General features: G+C 35.2%; 3 protein-coding genes. All 3 read right to left on the reverse strand.

Annotation, left to right across the window (positions count from 1 at the left end; translation table 11 throughout):
- The coding region (locus SGJ10_01490; GenBank protein MDZ4756797.1) for a hypothetical protein at positions 1 to 420 on the reverse strand (420 nt) is incomplete at its 3' end.
- Positions 421 to 428: 8 nt separating this feature from the next.
- Complete coding sequence (locus tag SGJ10_01495) at positions 429 to 653, reverse strand: hypothetical protein (protein ID MDZ4756798.1); 225 nt, start codon at positions 651 to 653, stop codon at positions 429 to 431.
- A gap of 246 nt (positions 654 to 899) precedes the next feature.
- Positions 900 to 2,606, reverse strand: coding sequence for a tetratricopeptide repeat protein (locus SGJ10_01500; GenBank protein MDZ4756799.1), 1,707 nt, complete (start codon positions 2,604 to 2,606; stop codon positions 900 to 902).
- Positions 2,607 to 2,746 lie beyond the last annotated feature (140 nt).

Below are 2,746 nucleotides of genomic sequence, written 5' to 3' on the forward strand. Positions count from 1 at the left end.
ACCGCTTATAGTAAGTGATGAGCCACTACCAAAGGTTCCCGAATTTAATAAATTGGCATCAGCTATTTGGAGTTTTTCGGAAGGCGATGTGGTGCCAATTCCAACATTACCTGAGTTATTGTTATATATATCATTGCCATTTGCACTAAGGTAATTAGTATTTGGAATGCCAAACCAAGCGGATCCATTATAATAATAGAATTGGTTGACCGTGCTGTCATAAACCAACAATCCATTGGCAGGGCTGTATATATTCGTCCGTTCTGTGGTTGACAGGCGAGGTATTAGTAAGCCTTTAGCATTTGATTTAATCTCGAGTGCCGCTGAAGTATCAGGACTTGTGGTGTTGATGCCTACTGATTGGGCATTTGCGAACCTGATACAGGCGGTGAGCAAAATAAGTGTTAATAGTTTTTTCATTGTGGTAATTATTTTATTGATGATTGTGTGGTTAATTTTTTAGCTGATGATAAACCATAGTTGTCGGATACTTTTGCCACGGGCTGCGAATACTGTTGCTGCATTTTGGTTTCTCTTAGTTCAAACCACAGCCATACGATAATGGAAAAAGCTACAGCCATTACGAAAACCATAATCACATAATGAATATAACTTCCAGTTTTTTCTTGTGAATTTTTTGCTTGAATTGTCATGGTGCAAACATGCCGCATTGAGCTAACTATTTCCAAAAACCAACCCGTATCAAATGTGTAACAAGTGCGTAACAAAAGCGTAACAAGCCTATAAACAAGCAAGTTGAATTAATTAATACCAACGAGAATGGTCACATTAATTTAAAATAATTTAAGAAAATACTGAAATCTTTGGTTTAAATTTATTACCCAATGCAAAAAACACGAATCATATAAGAGAACTTAGACGAGATAAAACTGAATTTACTAAATACTTTCAAGTAAATCTTCTAGGCCACCTTCTTCTTCCAAACTAAGTTTTTTCCTTAATCGGTGTCGACTCATTCTCACTGCATCAGATGAAATACCCAGCATAGCGGCCATTTCTTTATTAGACAACTGTAATTTACTTAATGCCATAAAACGTGTTTCAGCCGGACTCAAATCTGGAAGTTTGGTTTTAAGTCGGTATAAAAAATCACCATGTACCTTCTCGAAAAGTTGGGTAAAATGATCCCATTGCTCATCCGTCAGAATAATGGCGTGTCGAATTTCTGATAAAGCCTTACTATCATAAACTGGTTCATTGGTCTTACTCAATTCCACTTCAAATCTCTCAATCATTTCATTCTTTTGGTGAATATTTGCTGTAAACTCCTCCAATTGAATCGTAGAAAGTTGTAGCTCCTTTTTAGCCGCTTCGCTTACAGCATTCAGTAATTTCTCTTTTTGGATATGCTTAAGCTTTTGTCTGTTCAATATAAGTATAGCAATAATTACCAAAAACAGAATTCCCGCTAACAAACTATTTCGTATATAAGTATTCAGTTTCTTTTCACTATTCAATTGGTTTACCTCATTCTGATGTGCCTCATTTTGCAGTTTCATTTTGGCAGTTGACAAGATTGCATTGTTATATTTTTTTTGAACAGAATCTCTTGCCACCGAAGCGGAATCAGAATATCGCCAAGCTAACATTCCATCTCCTTTAGCGGCATATATAGTTGACAAAGTATTATATATTTTTCGCAGTAGCTTATAATCCGTGAAACCTTTATTCATATATATTAACCGTGCTTGCCTTGCCAATAAAAATGAACTATCAAGTTTATGTGTAAGGCGATAAAGCTCGGCTAAAGTGATGATAGAGTGGGCGGCGTTTTTCCATACATTTTTCCGCATGCTGGTTTTTATATCATTTTCGATGAGCGGTTTTGCTTCTGCGTATTTGCCCTGTAGAAAATAAGTAATTCCCATATTCCCTCCTAAAATACCACTCCATAAAGTATCGTTTTTCTTTTCAGCAATATCCATTGCTTTTTCAAAATAATATAGTGCGGAGTCGTACTGGTTAATATTGCGAAAGCACATTGCTAACGAGTTAGTAGTGCTTATTAATAGCCCTATATCAGGATTGTCTTGTATAAGTGTGGCTTCCCTCAAATACTTTTTGGCATTATCATAGTCTTCAAATACCATCAAAAAGCTGGCAAGTCTAAATGTATATTCAAGTTTATATGGGAATTCTATGGAGCTTTGCTTTGAATAAATATTATAGGATTCAAAAAAGAGACTATAAGCCAAATTGATATTTTTTTCTGACTGGTAAACGGCCATCAAATGTGTAGCTTGGGCATAATGATAATTTAAATTGTTTGCCTTGGATTCCTCTATTAAAGCAATCAAAAGCTTTCCCGATTCTTTTTTCTCAGCTCCTATACATATAATCTTGCACAACTTCAATTCTAATGCAATTTCTTTTTCGCCATCTTTTTCAGCCCACTTAATCATGGCTTCCAATTTAGCATGTCCACTATTAGGCCAGTCCTTCATCACTTCTGTTCTAAGGTGAATAAGCAAATAGTAACGCTCAACAAATGTTTTGTTCAGCAAATTCTCGTATTGAGCGTGCACCTGTACCAAAGCACTTAGGTAAAAAATAAAACAAAGTAAAAAAGCTTTTTTCAGCATCATATAATCTGGCAAAAATAGGGGTACTACTTTAATGAAAAGTACATATAACGGAAGTTAAAACATACTTTATAGCAACAGCAGAAGTTTGCCTAATAAAAGCCCCAAAATGTAGCCACTAAAAGTTGATAACTTTGTTAATA

This window comes from Bacteroidota bacterium, assembly GCA_034439655.1.
GTDB lineage: Bacteria > Bacteroidota > Bacteroidia > UKL13-3 > UKL13-3 > CANJUD01.